Below are 16,183 nucleotides of genomic sequence, written 5' to 3'. Positions count from 1 at the left end.
CCCCCCCCCCCCCCCCCCCCCCCCCCCCCCCCCCCCCCCCCCCCCCCCCCCCCCCACGGCGGCGTCGAAAACGGCGCAGCACCCGCTCCAAGGCCTGCCCCCATCCCGACCTTCCCCCAGAGGGGGAAGGAGCAGGAGAGCAAACCATCGTTGCGCGACGACGAACCGTCATTGCACGACGAGCGCATCGCGTAGCCTCGGCGTCCATGTCGTCGACCGTCTACGCCCTTCTCGCCATCGCGCTCTGGACCACACTCGCCTCGCTCGGCACGGCCTTGTCCCACCTGCCCCCGTTCCTGCTCACCGGCCTGGCGCTCATCATCGGCAGCGTGCCGAGCTGGCCGCTCGTGCTGCGCGACCGCCGCGCCTGGAAGGTGCCGCCGCGCACGCTGGCGCTGGGCATCTACGGCTTGTTCGGCTATCACTTCCTGCTGTTCATCGCGCTGCGCTACGCCCCGCCGGTCGAGGCCAACCTGGTCAACTACCTGTGGCCGCTGCTCATGGTGGTGTTGGCGCCGGTGCTGCTGCCGGGCGTTTCGCTGCGGCCGCTGCATCTGGTGGCGGGCTTGCTGGGCTTCGCGGGCGCGGCTGCCGCGATCCTCGGCGCAAGGGTTGGCGCCACGGCCGTCGCCGGCTACTGGGGCTTCCTGCCGGCGCTGGCCTCGGCTTTCGTCTGGGCCAGCTACTCGCTGTGGACGAAGCGCGTCGCGGCCTTCCCGACCTCGGCGATCGGGCTGTTCGGGCTGGTCTCGGGCCTGCTCTCGCTGGCCTGCCATGCAGTGCTTGAACCTTCCGTGACGCTGTCGGGCCGCGACTGGCTGCTGCTCGTGCTGTGCGGCCTCGGTCCGCTGGGCGCGGCCTTCTTCGTGTGGGACATGGCGCTCAAGCGCGGCGACGCGCGGCAGATCGGCATCCTGAGCTACATCACGCCGCTGGGCTCGACCGCGCTGCTGCTGCTCGTCACCGGCAGGCCGCTGACCTGGACCATCGTGCTCGCGGCCTGGCTCATCATCTCGGCCGCAATCATGGGCACCCGCGCACGCTGAATCAGGCTGTATCCGACGGATTGCCCGCTTTTTTCTGGCTAGAGTGGGGGCCAAGGAAAAAAAGGAGCCAATTCCCATGGACAGCAAGAACAAGAGCGAGGATTTCGAGATCACGCCCAAGCTGGTGTTCGACCTGAACCTGGCGCTGTACCTCGACCTCGTGGCCGCGCTGGAGGGCGCGGGCGCCGTCACCTACCGCCAGATGGCGGCCCGGGTGCTGAACATCAGCATGGACGCGCGCAGCGACGGCGAAACCGGCCTGTCGACGGTGCTCGAAGGCATCGCCAAGGGTTTCGCCGGCCACGGCGAAGGGCTGTCGATCGAGCTGCTGAAGGCCGCGCGCGGCCTGCGCGAGGACGAGGCGATGGGCGACATTCCCATGCGCCCCGACGAAAACTGAGCGCAGGCTATTTGTAGTCGAGGGTGAAGGTGGCCGTGCCGTCCGCACGCCCCGGCGTCACCTTGTTGCCCGTCTGGTAGTAGCGCGCGGTGTACGGCAGCACATAGTCGCCATTCTTCGACGGGCCGACCAGCGTGTTTTCGCCGAACTTCACCGGCACGCCCTGGTTGTCGACCACCTGGATGCCCACGCCAGTGGCGGTGCCCGAGCCGCCCTGGGTGATCTTCAGGACGCCCTGTTCGTTCGACGGGTCCTGCGTCGCATCCATCCGCAGGTAGACGGTGTTCTGCGTGTTCTGCCCGGCCTGGCAGCTGAGCTTGATGTTGAAGTTGCGGTCGCCGGTGGTGGAGCCCCTGCCCTTGAAGTTGCTCTGGGGCACCCTCCCGAACTGCACCGACACGTTCCGGGAGCCCAGGTCCACCGAGCATGACGGCGCGGCGATGGTGATGCCATTGCCGGAGAGCACGGTAGTCAGCATCGACACACCGTCGCCGTCACCGTAGTAGCGGGTATAGGTCCCCGAGGCCAGTGCCCGGCGTGTTGCCGTCGCCGATCAGCAGCCGGCCGTTGATGGAGGCGAGGTCGCGTTGCGCGTTGGTGCTGATGCTCTGCCAGCGGCTGCGGCCGTCGACGCCCCGGTTGTAGATCGAGAAGTGGCGCAAGCGCCAGTCGCCGTGGTTAAAGCCGGCGCGCAGGCCCGCGAACAGGGTGTTGTGTAACTACCTGCATTTCGGCAAGGCAGCCGCAGTCTAGGGACTCAAAAACGCAAAATGGGTGAAGTTAGTGGAGTTAACTATAGTTAATAGTCTCTTTCGAATAACCGTGAAATAAACCCCCGCTACTGGAATCGGGACGCTATTCGTCAGCCACCTGCAGCACCAGCTTGCCGAAGTTCTCTCCGGCGAACAGCTTGTTGAGCGATTCCGGGAAGGTGTCCAGGCCCTTCACCACGTCTTCCTTGCTCTTCATGCGCCCGTCTTTCAGGTAGCCGGCCATTTCGGCGACGGCGATGTGATAGCGGTCGGCGTAGTCGAACACCACGATGCCTTCCATGCGCGCGCGGTTGACCAGCAGGCTCAGGTAATTCTTCGGGCCGGCCGCCGGCATGCTGTTGGCGTTGTTGTACTGGCTGATGGCGCCGCAGATGATGATGCGGGCCTTGCGCGCGAGCCGCGCCAGCACCATGTCGAGGATCTCGCCGCCGACGTTGTCGAAGTAGATGTCCACGCCCTTCGGGCAATGGGTCTTGAGGCCTTCGCGCACCGCACCGGCGCCGGCCTTGTAGTCGATGCAGGCGTCGAAGCCCAGCTCCTTTACCACCCAGTCGCACTTGGCGGCGCCGCCGGCAATGCCGACCACGCGGCAGCCCTTGATCTTGGCCAACTGGCCCACGGTCTGGCCCACGGCGCCGGCCGCGCCGGAAACCACCACCGTTTCACCGGCCTTGGGCATGCCCACGTCCATCAGGCCGAAGTAGCCAGTCATGCCGGGCATGCCCAGCACGTTGAGCCACTGGGTGATGGTGCCCACGCGCAGGTCGATCTTCACCAGGCCGTTGCGCTTGACTTGGTCTTCGGGGATCAGGATGTATTCCTGCACGCCCAGCGTGCCGTACACGGTGTCGCCCACCGCGAACTGCGGGTTCTTGGAGGCAATGACGCGGCCGACGCCGCCGGCGCGCATCACTTCGTCGATGCCCACGGGCGGGATGTAGCTCTTGGCGTCGTTGAGCCAGCCGCGCATGGCCGGGTCGAGCGACAGCGACAGCGTCTTGACCAGCACGCCGCCCTCGGCCGGCTCGCCGACGGGTTCGGTGGTGAATTTCCAGTTCTCGCGCGTGGCCGCGCCTTCGGGACGTTTGGCGAGGCGGACCTGGTGGTTGGTGAGGGGGCTGCTCATGGTGTCTCCTTGACCTTGAATGCCGGACGCTGGCACGGAGGCGCATCGTAGCCGCGGGCCACAGGCGCGCTGGTAGCGCAGGCGACAGCACCCGCCGGCCCGCCAGCTCCGCCGGGCGTCAGGCCAGCCGGACGACGATCTGCAGCCCGGGCTCGGCGTTGCGCACGGTCAGCTCGCCGCCGTGCGCTTCGGCGATCAGCCTGCACAGGTACATGCCAAGGCCAACGCCGCCGGTGGCGCGCGCCCGCGCGCCGTCGGTGCGGTAGAAGGGTTCGGTCAGGCGCCCGAGCTGTTCGACGTCCACGCCGGGGCCGTGGTCGCGCACCTCGATCTCGATGCCCTGCTTCTTGCCGTCGAGTACCGCGCGCAGCGACACGCATGGCGGCCGCGGTGCGTCGGCGCTGTAGCGCAGCGCGTTGTCCAGCAGGTTGCGCACCAGCAGGCGGATGCGCATGCGGTCGACGGCATGCGGCGGCAGGCCATCGGCCAGGTCGAGGTGCACGTGCTGCGCACCAGGCATCTCGGCCACGATCTCGCGGATCAGCGCCGCCAGGTCGACCGGCTCGCGCAGCAGCGCCACGTGCGGGCTCGCGAGGCGTTCGCTTTCGAGCAGGTCGCTGATGAGGTCGCGCATCTCGTTCAAGTCGCGCAGCAGTGCCTCGCGCTCTGCCTGGCCTTCGGGCGTGGCCGGCAGCAGCTCGGCATTGAGGCGCGCGCGCGTGAGCGGCGAGCGCAGTTCGTGGCTCAGCGCGAGCAGCAGGCCGCGCTTGGCATCGAGCATCGCCTGGATGTCGTCGGCCATGGTGTTGATGTGCTGCGCGAGGTCGCCCAGGTCGTCGTTGCGGCGCACCGGAATGGGCTGCGTGAACTCGCCGCGGCCGAAGCGCTGCGCGCCTTCGCGGATGTCGATCAGCGGCCGCAGCAGCCGGCTCACGTAGGCATATGCCAGCAGCACGCAGGACAGCAGCACGCCCAGCGTGGCCCAGCCGATGACCCGCGGCGCGAGCTGCCAGAGCTTGGGCGCCCAGCCGAAGATCACGCGGTGTCCGTCGGTAGTGGGTCGGATGAACCACTTGTCGCCTCCGAACGCCTCTTCGCGGTCGTGCATCCAGCCGCCCGGGCTGCTCGCGCCGCGGGGGTTGGAGTCCCAGTTGACCTTGGGGCCGACGATGCGGATGGTGATCGGCAGCCGCGCCACCAGCGCCTGCGCCCGCGCCACGTCGGGCGGCGTGCCGATCTCCGCGACCAGGCGGTCGGTGTAGTCCGTGAGCATCGGCTTGGCGGCCTCGGCCCAGCCGGTGGAAAAAGACTTCTTCATGCCGACCATGAAGACCGCCGCCATCACCAGCGCGAGCATCACGAACATCATCACCAGCCGTATGCGCAGCGAGCGGCGCCAGCGGCGCTTGCCCTGCACCTTCTCGTGCCACTGGGCATGCCATTGCCTGTGCAGCTCGTCACGGCGGCAGGCCATTTCGCGCCACGCCTTGCGCAAACCTCCCCGGCGAGATCTCATGCGGGCTCGCTGCGCGCAACCGCCAGCGCGTAGCCGGCGTTGCGCAGTGTCTTGATGCAGTCCAGTGGCTCGAGCTTCTTGCGCAGCCGGCTCACCACGATGTCGACCGCGCGCGTGTAGAGCTCGGCCTCGTGGCCACGCAGGCGGTTGAGGATGTCGTCGCGGCTGAACACCTTGCCGGGCTCGGCCGCCAGCAGCGCCAGCAGTTCGAACTCGGTGCCGGTGAGCTCCACGCGCTCGCCGTGGCGCAGCACCTGGCGCCGGTCGAGGTCGATAGCCAGGCCGTCGAACACGCGATGCTGCGTGCCGTTGGCCACTGCCTGCGGCGCGGCGCTGCGCTGGCGGCGCAGGATGGTCTGCACGCGCGCCACCAGTTCGCGCGGCTCGAACGGCTTGGGCACGTAGTCGTCGGCGCCGAGTTCGAGGCCGACCACGCGGTCCATGACCTCGCCGCGCGCGGTGAGCATCACGATGGGAATGTCGCTTTCCTTGCGGATCTCGCGGCACAGCTCGAAGCCGTCCATCTCGGGCAGCATCACGTCGAGGATGGCGGCGTCGTAGGTGCCTGCACGCAACTTTGCGAGGCCTTCGCTCGGGCGAACGGCGCTTTCCAGCGTGCAGCCGAAGCGTGCGAAGTAGGTGGTCAGCGGCGCGGCGAGATGTTCGTCGTCGTCGATCAGCAGGATGCGCGGCATGGCGGGATTGTGCCTCCGGACAAGAAGGTGGCGAATGACCTCGCTGACCATCAGACCCGCCGGCATCGCAGCGCCCAGGTCAGGCCCGTCACGAGGATGGAAAGCAGCAGCGCGTGGTAGACCACGTCGGGCACCGTGCGCGGGCCGATGCCCGCGATGATGGTGCCAAGCCCGACCAGCGTGCCCAGCAGCGCGAAGCCCTGGCCGAAGATGGCCGCGCGGCGCGCATGGTGGGGCCGCAGCCAGGTCTCGACCGAGGCCAGCACCAGCACGGCGGCGATCACCGCCTCTGCGGTGCGGGCTGCCGGATGCGCGTAGCCGGGCGCGAGGAACCCCGCATGCACCATCGACGCGATGCCCAGCGCGAGCGCCTCTGTCAGCATCCATGCGCGCGCGGCAGGCGCGTGCATGGCATGGGAAGCGCCGTCGTCGCGGCTCACCATGGATCAGCCTTGCCGATGCGGCCCAGGTGCGTGGCGGCGAAGCCGGTCGCGTATTTGAGCCCGTAGCCGAGCGCGTGGTCCATGCCGATGTGGGCCAGCCAGATCAGGCTGCCGGCCACCGCCCACGGCATGGCCGCGAACACGCCGAGCGCCAGCAGCAGCACCGGGCCGACGTACGAGTGCGCGGCGTTGTAGAGCGCCGCTCCCGTGCGCGGTCCCGCGAGGTAGCCCAGCAGCGAGAGATCGGGCGCGAGCAGCCACAGCGCGAACACGCCCCAGCCCGCCCCGAACCGGGCGTAGGCGGCGAGCGCCACGCCCAGCACCACTGCGCCTTCGAGGCGCAGCAGGGTGCGCACGCCGCCCGCGGCTACCGCCGCGGCCTCTTCGGGAGACACCGTGGAACCGGCTTCGCCGGGCCACTGGTGTCGCCCCCGGAGAGGGGGGTGGCGCAGCGACACGAAGTGCGCAAAGCCTGGGGGTGAGCCGGTTTCAGCCACGGTGACTCCAGCGGCGGCCGCCGCGCTCCATGAAGTCGCGCACCTTCTGCTGTTGCGCCGCGTTCAGGTTGTCATAGAAGTCGGCGGCGGCGGCAATGATCTCGGGGCTGCCGTTGCGCACGGCGGTGGTCTTCTCGTCGACCAGGCGCGCGGCGCCGGCCTGGTCGAGCTTGTTGCCCGCGAACAGCGCCTTGAACTGCGAGCGCGGGTCGCCCGAGCCGCCGGCGCCGCGCATGGCTTCGCGCTGCGCCTGCAGCTTCTCGGCGAGCACGGTGAGCTTCTGCTTCTGGTTGGCGTCGAGTTCGAGCTTGCTGCCCACGCGCTCGACCATCTTCGCGCGGAAGTCGGCGCTGTCGCCGTCCCAGCCATGTCGCTGGCCGGCGCAGCCGGCAATGCTGCCGGCGACCATCGCGGCGCCCGCGAATCCGAAAAGAGTGCGTTTGATCCAGTGCTTCATGATGATTCCTTGCTCGCCCTCGAGTCGCCCGAGGGCATCGTTGGGGGGAGGTCTTACAGCCGGCTGCTCTTGGCACTGGCGGCTGCGGCGCGCGCGTCGACAGGGTTCTGCATCGTCGAGACGACCCGGCTGTTCACGCGCGAGCTGGACGTCACGTTCTGGTCGGGTGCGGCGGCGGCGCGCACGGCTTCGGCGACGACGCGTGCGCGCTCGGTCGACACGGCCATGCCCTCTGCGCCGCGCGAGCCGCGCACCACGTTCTGGTCGGGTGCCGATGCGGTACGCACGGCTTCGGCGTTGACGTCGGCGCGGCTCTTGGCCGACACGGCGGGTTGCACGCCCTCGTAGCTTTCGGCCTTGGCGCCCGCGGCGGCGAGCATGGCAAAGGAGCCGACGGCAACGAGCTGGGTCAGGGAGAGAGATTTCATGATGCAGGTCTTTCTTTCGGGGTTGAAGAGAAGACCTGATCGTGCTCGCGGCGCTGCCGAAAGTCCTTTCGCCGCGGTTTCGGCGTGTTTCGTTTCTTTTCACCCGCCGCCGGACGCGGATGAAAAGTACGCTCAACCCGCCATGGCTGCGGCGGGATCGTCCGATTCGAGAACGCCCTTCGCCCACGCTTCGAGCTTGCCGGTGTCGGCGCGCAGCACCTCCTGCTTGACCGCGAGGATGCGCGAGGGATGCATCGAGAAGCTGCGCAGGCCCAGGCCCAGCAGCAGCCGCGTGAAGGCCACGTCGCCCGCCATCTCGCCGCATACGGCCACGCCCTTGCCCTGCCGCCGGCACTCGGCGATGGTGTCGGCCACGAGGCGCAGCACCGCCGGGTGCGCGGGGTCGTAGAGGTGCGCCACCGACTCGTCGGCGCGGTCGATGGCCAGCGTGTACTGGATCAGGTCGTTGGTGCCGATCGACAGGAAGTCGAAGTGCTTCAGGAAGATGCGCAGCGTGAGCGCGGCCGCGGGAATCTCGATCATGGCGCCGAGCTTCACCTGGCCGTACACCGCGCCGCGGTTGTCGAGCTCGGTGCGCGCGAAGTCGATCAGCGACAGCGTCTGGCGGATCTCGCTCGCGTGCGCGAGCATGGGAATCAGCAGGTGGATCTCGCCGTGCGCCGCGGCGCGCAGGATGGCTCGCAGCTGCGTGAGGAACATCGCCGGGTCGGCCAGGCTCCAGCGGATGGCGCGCAGGCCGAGCGCGGGATTCAAATGTTCCTGCTTGTTGGCCGATTTGCCGTCCAGCGGCTTGTCGGCGCCCACGTCGATGGTGCGGATGGTGACGGGCATGCCCTGCATGCCCTCGACCGCGCGCTTGTAGGCCTGGTATTGCTCCTCTTCGTCGGGCAGGCGGGTCTGGCGCGTGGTCGACTCGCGGCCCATGAAGAGGAATTCGCTGCGAAACAGCCCCACGCCCACCGCGCCGGCCTTGACGGCGCCCACGGTGTCTTCCGGCATCTCGATGTTGGCGAGCAGCTCCACGCGCTGGCCGTCGAGCGTGACGGCGGGCTTGTGGCGCAGCCGCGCGAGCCGGCCGCGTTCGAGGTCGCCCTGGCGCTGCTTGAAGCCGTATTCGGCCAGGATGATCGGAGAAGGGTCGACGATCACCACGCCGGCGTCGCCGTCGATGATGACCCAGTCGTCCTGGCGCACCAGCTGGCTCGCGGTGCGCGCACCGACCACGGCCGGGATGTCCATGCTGCGCGCCACGATGGCGGTGTGCGAGGTGCGACCGCCCACGTCGGTGACGAAGCCGGCGAACACGCTCTTCTTGAACTGCAGCATGTCGGCCGGCGAGAGATCGTGCGCGATGAGCACCAGCGGCACGTCGATGCCGTCGCCCGCGGTGGGATCGTCGTTGTCGTTGTCGTCGTCCTGGGAGGTGGCGCGCTTGCGGCGAGGCGGGCTCGGCGCGAGCACGGCGGCCGTGCCCTTCATGCGGTGCAGCAGGCGCTCGACCACCTGCTCGAGGTCGGCCTTGCGCTCGCGCAGGTACTCGTCCTCCATCTCGTCGAACTGGCGCGCGATGATCTCGAGCTGCGTGGTCAGCGCCCATTCGGCGTTGTAGAGCCGATCGGTGATCCAGTGCTTGACGCCGCCGGTGAGGACCTCGTCCTGCAGCAGCATCTGGTGCACCTCGAGCAGCGCCGAGAGTTCGTGCGGCGTGTCGTTCGGGCCCATCTGCGCAACGTTGGCCTGCAGCTTGGTGAGCTCGTCGGCCACTGCGTTGCGCGCGGTGCGCACGCGGTCGATCTCGGTCTCGATTTCTTCAGGCTTGATGAAGTAGTGGGCCACGTCGATGCGGCTCGACACCACCAGCACCGCGCGCCCGATGGCAATGCCACGGGCGACGGGAAGGCCGTGGACTGCAAAAGTCATGGGACTGTCCTTATTCGCCTTCGCCGAACTTGTCGTCCATCAGGAGCACGATGGCGTTCATTGCTTCATCTTCCTGCTCGCCGTTGGTTTCGAGCTCGACGGTGCTGCCCAGTCCGGCGGCCAGCATCATGACACCCATGATGCTCTTGGCGTTGATGCGGCGGTCGCCGCGGGAGAGCCACACCTCGCAGGGAAAGCTGCCTGCGAGCTTGGTCAGCTTGGCCGATGCGCGTGCATGCAGGCCCAGCTTATTGCTGATGGTCACGGATTTCTTGATCACTGTGCTTTCTTTTTGCCTGGTTCTGGGGAGCCGCCACCGCCACCTGCATGACGCCGGCGGTGCCGCCCGCGAGGGCGCGCTGCACCAGCGTATCCAGGGGCTCGTGCCGATAGGTGACGGCGCGCAGCAGCATCGGAAGATTGACCCCCGCCACCAGCCGCGAACGGACGCCGTCCACCAGCTTCTGCGCCACGTTGCAGGGCGTGGCGCCGAACACGTCGGCCAGCACCAGCACCTGCGAGCGCGGCGTGTGCAGCTGCTGCGCGAGCGTGATGCGCGCGGCGGCCAGCGTTTCTTCGGGCGACACGTTGGGCAGGACGTCGAGCGCGACGATGGCCTGCTCGCAATCGGGAAACACATGCAGCGCGCACTGCCGCAGCGCGTGCGCGAACGGTGAGTGGGCGATGATGAGGATGCTGTTCATGCGAGGCGGAGGGCGACGCATCGATTATGCGGGGGCGCCCAGGGGAAGTAGATATACGACACAACGCAGCAGCCCCGAAAAACGGACAGTGCCGCCAGCCGGGTAGCTATCAGAACCATAGCAGATCGGCCTTCAGGGAAGCCGCAAGCTCTCGAAGAAGGTCTTCGATGCTTCGGGCGAAGAAGGCTTGCCCAGCACGGTGGCCTGGTAGAGCGCCACGGTGCCGTCTTTCTGCGACTGGGCAAACCAGAGCACCTGTACCGGCGCCGATGCGCCCTGCTGCTGCTGCCGCGGCTGGGCATCGAGCCGCAGCGGCGCCGGCGCGGCGGTTGCGCGCTGGACGCTCGCGGGAGTTTCGGCCACCTGCGCCTCGCCCAGCTGGCCGCGAGTGGCGGCGTGCCATGCGCGGAGCCAGGCCTCGGCCTGCTCGGGGCCGCTGGCGGAGGCGTGCGCGATGGCAAAGGTCGCACCGCCGGCTTCGCAGCCCGTCATGTCGACCTGCACCGATTCGGCACCCAGCGGCAGCGCGCGGTTCGCCCGGTCGGCCTTGCAGGGCAGCAGCACGATCAGGCCGGATTCGGCGACCGGCACTTCGCGCCAGTTGAAGGTCGGGCTGCAGGCGGCGACCAAGGCTGCCGCTGCCAGCACGAACCGGGAATGGAGGACGGGAAACGGCATCGGAGAACGATTATCGAGCCGCGCCCAGGCGCCGCGAGCACGATCCGGCGGGCGGAACTAAAATCGCGCCGCCCTTGTCTTCCGTGTTGCCATGAAGAAATACATCGCCGCTGCCGCCGTCGTCCTCGCATTGGCCGCCGGCGTGGGCGTGTACCTCGGCTCCGGCGCCACGGCCGCACCAGCCTCGACCTTCGTGCTGCTCGACGGCACGCAAAAGAGCACGGCAGACCTGAAGGGCAAGGTCACCCTGGTCAATTTCTGGGCCACGAGCTGCGTGACCTGCGTCGGCGAAATGCCCAAGGTCATCGCGACCTACGACAAGTACAAGGCACAGGGCTACGACACGTTGGCAGTGGCCATGAGCTACGACCCGCCGAGCTATGTCGTCAACTTCGCGCAAACGCGCAAGCTGCCGTTCAAGGTGGCGATCGACAACACCGGCAGCGTGGCACAGGCCTGGGGCGATGTGAAGCTCACGCCGACCACTTACCTGGTCAACAAGCGCGGCGAGATCGTGAAGCGCTATGTGGGCGAGCCCGATTTCGCCGAACTCCACAAGCTGATCGAGAAGCTGCTGGCCGAGGCCTGATCTTCCGCTCCTCCCGCAAGAAGGCGCTCCCGAAAGAGCGCCTTTGTTTTTTCGCGAGGCGACGGCTTACTGGTTGCGGAAGCTGTCGTGGCAGGCCTTGCAGCTCGCTGCGGTCGGACCGAACTGGGCCTTGAGCGCGTCGAGATTGCCAGCCTTGGCGGCAGTCACCAGCTTGGCGGTTTCGGCGATCAGCTTCTCCTGGCGCTCCTTGAACTTGGCGTCTTCCTTCCAGATTTCGGGCTTGGCCTTGCCGCCCTCGGTGCTGGCGCCGAAGGCCGTCCACGGCAGCTTTGCCATGTCGGCGACCATTTCGGCGTTGGCCGCGGCAGCCGAGGCGTCGTAGGGCGCGCGTCCGTTGGCCATGGCGCCCAGGCGGCCGAAATGCTGGCTCATCACGAACAGCGCGCTCTGGCGGTACTTGATGGCGTCCTCGGGCTTGGCGAACTGCGCTGCAGCGGGCAGGGACAGGACAGCGCAGGCGGCTGCAAGGGCGAACGGAGCAAGTCGGGTCATCGGGGGTCCTCATTGTGGGGAAAACGCCGTCGAACGCGGCGCAGCGGCCGAGTGTAGGGGCTGCCTGCGACAGCCGCATAGCAACAACCCGAAGCAGGCCGGGCCTGGACTTTGCTAATCTGCGCCTTCCGCAGCATTGCGCCCCGCGCCCTTCTCGATGACCGATTCTTCCGTGGCTGCCTTCCCGGCGGCCTCAGGCTCCAGCGCCCGCACGCGGGTCTGGGACCTGCCGACACGCCTTTTCCACTGGGCCCTGGCCGCAGCCGTCATCGGCATGATCGGCACCGGGTTGAACGATGCCATGGAATGGCACTTCCGCCTGGGGTACGCGGTGCTCGCGCTGCTGTTGTTCCGGCTGCTCTGGGGCTTCGTGGGCGGACGCTGGTCACGCTTTGCAGCCTTCGTCTACGGCCCGGGGTCGATGGCGGCCTATCTGCGCGGACGAGCGCGCCCGGACCATCTGATCGGGCACACGCCTCTGGGCGCACTGTCGGTGTTCGCGGTGCTGGCGATCCTGGCCTTGCAGGTGGCCACCGGGCTGATGGCGGACGACGAAATCTCGGCATCGGGGCCGCTCACGCGTTTCGTCTCGGGCGAGCTCGTGAGCCTGGCCACCGGTTGGCACAAGGCGCAGGGCAAGTGGATCGTGATCGCCCTCGTGAGCCTGCACCTGCTGGCGGTGCTGTTCTACGTGCTGGTCAAGCGGCACCGACTGGTGCGGCCGATGGTGACGGGCGACAAGCTGGTTTCCGCCGAGAACGCCCAGGTGGCGCCGAGCCGCGACGACGCGGCGTCGCGCTGGCTGGCGCTGGTGCTGTTCGCACTGTGCGCGGGCGTGGCGTACTGGGTTTCCTCGCTGCGCGTATGAGCTTTTCTGTTTCACGCCCCCTGCCGCTGTCGGACATGCCGGCGGTCGTGCTGCTCACGCCCGAAGAAGCTCACGAGATCGAGGCCACACGCGCGATCTTCCGCGACTACGCGGCCTCGCTGGACATCGACCTGGATTTTCAGGATTTCGATGGCGAACTGGCGCAGCTGCCGGGCGAGTACGCCGAACCGCGCGGCCTGCTGCTGCTGGCGCTGGTCGATCCGGCCAACGTGAAGGAAGACGCCGGGCGCGAGGCGCCGACCCTGCGGCGCGCCGACGGCACGCTGGCGCATGTGGCGGGGTGCTGCGCGCTGCGCCCGCTCGACAGCGCGGACTACGCGAACGCCGCCGAGATGAAGCGCCTGTATGTGCGCCCCGGCTTCCGCGGCCTGGGCCTGGGCCGGCAACTGGCCGAGGCGATCCTCGATGCCGCACGCAGCGCGGGATATGGCTGCGTGCTGCTCGACACACTCGACGACATGGAATCGGCGCGCGCCCTCTATGAAGACCTGGGCTTCGCAGAGGTACCGCCCTACTATCACAACCCCGTCGCCGGGGCCCACTACCTGAAAGTGGAGCTTTAGCTCGACCCCAGGCTGCGTGCACTTCGTGTCGCTACGCCCCCTGCCGGGGGTGGGCGGGGAGGCCCCTCGAAGGATCCGGTTTTATTTAACCGCGGGCTTGGGCCAGCAGCGTGTCGGCGTCGCTGACTTCGAACTTGCCCGGTCCTTCGACGTTGAGCGTCGCGACCTTGCCATCCTTCACGAGCATCGAGTAGCGGTTGCTGCGCAGGCCCATGCCGCGGCCGGTCAGGTCCAGCGTGAGGCCGGTGGCCTTGGCGAAGTCGGCGCTGCCGTCAGCCAGCATGCGCACCTTGGTGCCAGTCTTCTGGTCGCGCGCCCAGGCGCCCATCACGAAGGCATCGTTCACGCTCACGCACCAGATCTCGTCCACGCCAGCGGCCTTGAAGTCGTCGAAGTGCTGCACGTAGCCCGGCACGTGCTTGGCCGAGCAGGTGGGCGTGAAGGCGCCGGGCAGCGCGAACAGCGCGATGGTCTTGCCCGCCGAAGCCTTGGCCACGTCCACGGCGTTCGGGCCGATGCTGCAGCCTTCGCCCTCGACTTCGGAATATTCCTGCAGGGTGGCCGAGGGAAGGGTGTCGCCGACTTTGATCATTGAAAGTGCTCCTGAAAAAGAAAAACGGCCCACATTGTGGGCCGTTTCCGGATGGGCTGTAGCGAGCCGGGGAGATCAGACCAGAACGGCCTTCTCGACCAGACGGGTCACGACCCAGTTCTTGGTCTTCGAGATCGGACGGCTTTCCGTGATCTCGATGGTGTCGCCCAGCTTGTACTCGCCCTTTTCGTCATGGGCGTGGTACTTGCTCGTCTTCGCCACGATCTTGCCGTACAGCTCGTGCTTCACACGGCGCTCGACCAGCACGGTCACGGTCTTGGCACGCTTGTCGCTGACCACCTTGCCGATCAAGGTGCGCTTGAGGGATTTTTTAGGTTCCGTCATGTTCACTCCTTACTTGGCGGCGGGGGTTTCTTGCTGCTTCTGAGCAAGAATGGTCTTTGCGCGAGCGATGTCGCGACGCGTCACGCGCAGCGTCGAGGTGTTCGACAGCTGTTGCGTGGCCTTCTGCATGCGCAGACCGAAATGGGCCTTCTGCAGATCCTTGATTTCGGCTTGCAAGCCTGCGACGTCCTTCGTGCGCAGGGTTGCGGCCTTCGTCACCTTGGCCGGAGCCGCGGTTTCTTTTTTCTTACGGGTTGCCATCAGTGTTCTCCTCTCAGGCGCCGAGCTGGCGAGCGACGAACGTCGTACGCAGCGGAAGCTTGGCGGCGGCCAGGCGGAACGCTTCGCGGGCGAGTTCTTCGGGCACGCCGACGATCTCGAACACGATCTTGCCAGGCTGGATTTCGGCCACGTAGTACTCGGGGTTGCCCTTACCGTTACCCATCCGCACTTCAGCGGGCTTGGTAGAGATCGGCTTGTCCGGGAACACGCGGATCCAGATACGGCCACCGCGCTTCACGTGACGCGAAATCGCGCGGCGAGCGGCCTCGATCTGGCGTGCCGTGAGGCGGCCGCGATCGGTGCATTTGAGACCGAAGTCACCGAACGCAACCGAGTTACCCGTGGTTGCGATGCCGGTGTTGCGGCCCTTTTGTTCCTTGCGGAACTTTCTGCGTGCAGGTTGCAGCATGTTTTGTTACTCCGTAGTTCTAAGACCGATCACTCGGTCTTGGCACCGTCAGCTGCTGCAGCTGGCGCGGCTTTGCGGACGCGCTTAACGGCGGGTTTCGAGTCACCGGCACCGCCGGTTGCTTCTGCAGGCTTGTCGCTGCCATCGGCCGGAGCGGTGTTGCCACCGATCGGGCCGCGGGCACCGGCGCGCGGGCCGGGACCACGACGGTCCGAACCCGGACGGTCGCCACCCGGGCGGCCATCGCGGCGCGGACCGCGCGGACGACGTTCTTCTTCGGGACGCGGCGTTTCGACGGCCGGCAGGTCGTTACGACCCAGCGTGTCGCCCTTGTAGACCCAGACCTTGACGCCGATGACGCCGTAGGTGGTCTTGGCTTCCGAGGTGCCATAGTCGATGTCGGCGCGCAGGGTGTGCAGCGGCACGCGGCCTTCGCGGTACCACTCGGTACGTGCGATTTCGATGCCGTTCAGGCGGCCAGCCGACATGATCTTGATGCCCAGGGCACCCAGACGCATGGCGTTCTGCATGGCGCGCTTCATGGCGCGGCGGAACATGATCCGCTTTTCGAGCTGCTGCGTGATGCTGTCGGCGATCAGCTGCGCATCGATTTCGGGCTTGCGCACTTCTTCGATGTTGACTGCAACCGGCACACCGAGCTGCTTGCCCAGTTCGCGCTTGAGGTTCTCGATGTCTTCGCCCTTCTTGCCGATCACGACGCCCGGACGTGCCGAGTAGATCGTGATGCGTGCGTTCTTGGCGGGACGTTCGATCATGACGCGCGAGACCGAAGCGTTCTTCAGCTTCTTCTTCAGGTATTCGCGAACCTTGATGTCTTCGGCCAGCATGCCCGCGAAATCGCGGTCGCTTGCGTACCAGCGGCTGGACCAGTTACGGGTGACCGCAAGGCGGAACCCGGTTGGGTGGATTTTCTGTCCCATATTTCTTCCAGGCCTTCTTAGTTGCCGACCGTCACGTACACATGGCACGTGGGCTTGCTGATGCGATTGCCGCGACCCTTGGCCCGAGCGGTGAAACGCTTGAGCGTTGCACCTTGCTCGACGTAGATGGTCTTGACCTTCAGCTCGTCGATGTCGGCACCGTCGTTGTGCTCGGCGTTGGCGATGGCCGACTCGAGCACCTTCTTGATGATCACAGCGGCCTTTTTCTGCGTGAATTGCAGAACGTTGAGCGCTTGATCGACCTTCTTGCCGCGGATCAGGTCCGCGACCAGACGGCCCTTGTCGACCGACAGGCGGACACCGCGGAGGACTGCACGTGTTTCAGACATGGTCGT

The 16,183-nt window shown here is 67.3% G+C and carries 25 protein-coding genes; 5 read left to right on the top strand and 20 right to left on the bottom strand.

Translation table 11 applies throughout. The features are described from left to right. Positions 1-206: 206 nt before the first annotated feature. Both ACCD11_RS26845 and ACCD11_RS26840 read left to right on the top strand, forming a co-directional pair. The gene (locus ACCD11_RS26845) at positions 207-1,046 is read left to right on the top strand and encodes a DMT family transporter (RefSeq protein WP_413316136.1); all 840 of its coding nucleotides are present in this window, start codon (positions 207-209) and stop codon (positions 1,044-1,046) included. Positions 1,047-1,122: 76 nt separating this feature from the next. Beyond that, complete coding sequence (locus ACCD11_RS26840) at positions 1,123-1,446, top strand: hypothetical protein (RefSeq protein ID WP_007830158.1); 324 nt, start codon at positions 1,123-1,125, stop codon at positions 1,444-1,446. A 7-nt stretch (positions 1,447-1,453) separates the two neighbouring features. Here the strand turns inward: ACCD11_RS26840 and ACCD11_RS26835 are convergent, their stop codons facing one another. From ACCD11_RS26835 to ACCD11_RS26775, 13 genes are all read right to left on the bottom strand, one after another. After that, entirely contained in the window at positions 1,454-1,924 is a 471-nt protein-coding gene (locus tag ACCD11_RS26835; RefSeq protein ID WP_413316135.1) for a fimbrial protein, read from the bottom strand. Positions 1,925-1,940: 16 nt separating this feature from the next. Next, a complete protein-coding gene (locus tag ACCD11_RS26830) occupies positions 1,941-2,108 on the bottom strand; it encodes a hypothetical protein (protein WP_413316134.1) in 168 nt (55 codons plus the stop codon). Between the two features lie 193 nt (positions 2,109-2,301). Continuing rightward, positions 2,302-3,345, bottom strand: a complete 1,044-nt coding sequence (locus ACCD11_RS26825; RefSeq protein WP_413316133.1) for an NADP-dependent oxidoreductase — start codon at positions 3,343-3,345, stop codon at positions 2,302-2,304. 118 nt (positions 3,346-3,463) lie between these two features. Continuing rightward, positions 3,464-4,819, bottom strand: coding sequence for an ATP-binding protein (locus ACCD11_RS26820; protein ID WP_413316132.1), 1,356 nt, complete (start codon positions 4,817-4,819; stop codon positions 3,464-3,466). Between the two features lie 38 nt (positions 4,820-4,857). Beyond that, positions 4,858-5,556: a response regulator transcription factor gene (locus ACCD11_RS26815; RefSeq protein WP_007830136.1), complete on the bottom strand. Its 699-nt coding sequence runs from the start codon at positions 5,554-5,556 to the stop codon at positions 4,858-4,860. Between the two features lie 50 nt (positions 5,557-5,606). Beyond that, a complete protein-coding gene (locus tag ACCD11_RS26810; RefSeq protein WP_413316131.1) occupies positions 5,607-5,999 on the bottom strand; it encodes a hypothetical protein in 393 nt (130 codons plus the stop codon). Beyond that, a complete protein-coding gene (locus ACCD11_RS26805; protein WP_413316130.1) occupies positions 5,993-6,394 on the bottom strand; it encodes a DUF4260 domain-containing protein in 402 nt (133 codons plus the stop codon). Before ACCD11_RS26805 ends, ACCD11_RS26810 begins: the two co-directional genes overlap by 7 nt. A 94-nt stretch (positions 6,395-6,488) precedes the next feature. Then, the gene (locus ACCD11_RS26800) at positions 6,489-6,953 is read right to left on the bottom strand and encodes a Spy/CpxP family protein refolding chaperone (protein ID WP_413316129.1); all 465 of its coding nucleotides are present in this window, start codon (positions 6,951-6,953) and stop codon (positions 6,489-6,491) included. 53 nt (positions 6,954-7,006) lie between these two features. Further along, positions 7,007-7,381, bottom strand: a complete 375-nt coding sequence (locus tag ACCD11_RS26795) for a DUF4148 domain-containing protein (RefSeq protein ID WP_413316128.1) — start codon at positions 7,379-7,381, stop codon at positions 7,007-7,009. A 132-nt stretch (positions 7,382-7,513) separates the two neighbouring features. Continuing rightward, positions 7,514-9,322 (bottom strand): phosphoenolpyruvate--protein phosphotransferase, encoded by a 1,809-nt coding sequence (gene ptsP, locus ACCD11_RS26790; protein WP_413316127.1) that lies wholly within the window; start codon positions 9,320-9,322, stop codon positions 7,514-7,516. Between the two features lie 10 nt (positions 9,323-9,332). Then, positions 9,333-9,602: an HPr family phosphocarrier protein gene (locus tag ACCD11_RS26785; protein WP_007838156.1), complete on the bottom strand. Its 270-nt coding sequence runs from the start codon at positions 9,600-9,602 to the stop codon at positions 9,333-9,335. Further along, positions 9,571-10,026: a PTS sugar transporter subunit IIA gene (locus ACCD11_RS26780; RefSeq protein ID WP_007838155.1), complete on the bottom strand. Its 456-nt coding sequence runs from the start codon at positions 10,024-10,026 to the stop codon at positions 9,571-9,573. Before ACCD11_RS26780 ends, ACCD11_RS26785 begins: the two co-directional genes overlap by 32 nt. A gap of 132 nt (positions 10,027-10,158) precedes the next feature. Then, the gene (locus ACCD11_RS26775; protein ID WP_413316126.1) at positions 10,159-10,704 is read right to left on the bottom strand and encodes a hypothetical protein; all 546 of its coding nucleotides are present in this window, start codon (positions 10,702-10,704) and stop codon (positions 10,159-10,161) included. Between the two features lie 91 nt (positions 10,705-10,795). Between ACCD11_RS26775 and ACCD11_RS26770 the strand changes: the two genes are divergently transcribed. Continuing rightward, positions 10,796-11,293, top strand: coding sequence for a TlpA disulfide reductase family protein (locus ACCD11_RS26770; protein WP_007838153.1), 498 nt, complete (start codon positions 10,796-10,798; stop codon positions 11,291-11,293). 66 nt (positions 11,294-11,359) lie between these two features. Here ACCD11_RS26770 and ACCD11_RS26765 read toward each other — a convergent pair whose 3' ends face one another. Continuing rightward, positions 11,360-11,806, bottom strand: a complete 447-nt coding sequence (locus ACCD11_RS26765; protein WP_413316125.1) for a c-type cytochrome — start codon at positions 11,804-11,806, stop codon at positions 11,360-11,362. Positions 11,807-11,963: 157 nt separating this feature from the next. Here ACCD11_RS26765 and ACCD11_RS26760 point away from each other — a divergent pair, with 157 nt between their 5' ends. Both ACCD11_RS26760 and ACCD11_RS26755 read left to right on the top strand, forming a co-directional pair. Then, entirely contained in the window at positions 11,964-12,674 is a 711-nt protein-coding gene (locus ACCD11_RS26760) for a cytochrome b/b6 domain-containing protein (protein WP_413316124.1), read from the top strand. After that, positions 12,671-13,258: a GNAT family N-acetyltransferase gene (locus ACCD11_RS26755; RefSeq protein WP_007838148.1), complete on the top strand. Its 588-nt coding sequence runs from the start codon at positions 12,671-12,673 to the stop codon at positions 13,256-13,258. The genes ACCD11_RS26760 and ACCD11_RS26755 overlap by 4 nt, the downstream gene beginning before the upstream one ends. Before the next feature lie 85 nt (positions 13,259-13,343). On the opposite strand, the gene ACCD11_RS26750 is transcribed toward ACCD11_RS26755, so the two are convergent. The 6 genes from ACCD11_RS26750 to rplV form a co-directional block, all read right to left on the bottom strand. Continuing rightward, the gene (locus tag ACCD11_RS26750; RefSeq protein WP_007838146.1) at positions 13,344-13,850 is read right to left on the bottom strand and encodes a peroxiredoxin; all 507 of its coding nucleotides are present in this window, start codon (positions 13,848-13,850) and stop codon (positions 13,344-13,346) included. 75 nt (positions 13,851-13,925) lie between these two features. Beyond that, on the bottom strand, positions 13,926-14,195 hold the full coding sequence (rpsQ, locus tag ACCD11_RS26745) for a 30S ribosomal protein S17 (RefSeq protein ID WP_007838145.1): 270 nt from the start codon (positions 14,193-14,195) through the stop codon (positions 13,926-13,928). Positions 14,196-14,204: 9 nt separating this feature from the next. After that, positions 14,205-14,414: a 50S ribosomal protein L29 gene (gene rpmC / locus ACCD11_RS26740; protein ID WP_056589463.1), complete on the bottom strand. Its 210-nt coding sequence runs from the start codon at positions 14,412-14,414 to the stop codon at positions 14,205-14,207. A gap of 55 nt (positions 14,415-14,469) precedes the next feature. Further along, positions 14,470-14,886, bottom strand: a complete 417-nt coding sequence (gene rplP / locus ACCD11_RS26735; RefSeq protein WP_007838137.1) for a 50S ribosomal protein L16 — start codon at positions 14,884-14,886, stop codon at positions 14,470-14,472. A 29-nt stretch (positions 14,887-14,915) separates the two neighbouring features. After that, complete coding sequence (gene rpsC, locus ACCD11_RS26730; protein WP_007838135.1) at positions 14,916-15,827, bottom strand: 30S ribosomal protein S3; 912 nt, start codon at positions 15,825-15,827, stop codon at positions 14,916-14,918. 17 nt (positions 15,828-15,844) lie between these two features. Next, entirely contained in the window at positions 15,845-16,177 is a 333-nt protein-coding gene (rplV, locus tag ACCD11_RS26725) for a 50S ribosomal protein L22 (RefSeq protein WP_007838134.1), read from the bottom strand. Positions 16,178-16,183 lie beyond the last annotated feature (6 nt).

The sequence above is a fragment of the Variovorax sp. Varisp36 genome, from assembly GCF_047304235.1.
Classification (GTDB): Bacteria; Pseudomonadota; Gammaproteobacteria; order Burkholderiales; family Burkholderiaceae_C; genus Variovorax.
The sequence above is the reverse complement of the archived record's forward strand: the minus strand, read 5'-3'. Positions and strand labels throughout refer to the sequence as shown.